The following is a 398-nucleotide window of genomic DNA, read 5'->3' as shown; positions in this document are numbered from 1 at the left end:
CCTGGTGCTGGAGATGTTCCTGTGGGACAAGCCCGCCGGGCTGCGCGCCTTCGGGCAAACGCACGAGCAGGCCGCTGCGACAAAGGTGCTGGCCGCCAACCAGGGGCTGTATAACGGCTTTCTGGCCGCCGGCCTGTTCTGGGGCCTGGCCCTGGGGCCCGCGGGCGGCGCGGTGAAGGCTTTCTTTTTGCTGTGCGTACTGGTGGCTGGCCTCTACGGCGCCGCCACGGCGAGCCGCAAGATCCTGTTCATCCAGGCCGTTCCCGCCGCCATCGGGCTGGCACTGCTGTGGCTCACTCCATTTTTCAATCCAGCGTGAACGCGAAGGACTGCCGCAGACAGTGCAGGAGCACGGCAAGGCAGTCCGACAAAGTGCACGTTGGATTTAGAAATGGAAT

The 398-nt window shown here is 64.6% G+C and carries 1 protein-coding gene; it reads left to right on the top strand.

The window, feature by feature from the left end:
• The first annotated feature begins 1 nt into the window (after nt 1).
• The gene (locus QZH66_RS17620; protein ID WP_305807120.1) at nt 2-319 is read left to right on the top strand and encodes a DUF1304 domain-containing protein; all 318 of its coding nucleotides are present in this window, start codon (nt 2-4) and stop codon (nt 317-319) included.
• The last annotated feature ends 79 nt before the right edge of the window (nt 320-398 follow it).

Origin of the sequence: Stenotrophomonas sp. YIM B06876 (assembly GCF_030711595.1) — a bacterium.
In the GTDB taxonomy this organism is placed as follows: Bacteria; Pseudomonadota; Gammaproteobacteria; order Xanthomonadales; family Xanthomonadaceae; genus Stenotrophomonas.
Note: the sequence above shows the minus strand (reverse complement) of the source record. Positions and strands in the feature narration are given on the sequence as shown.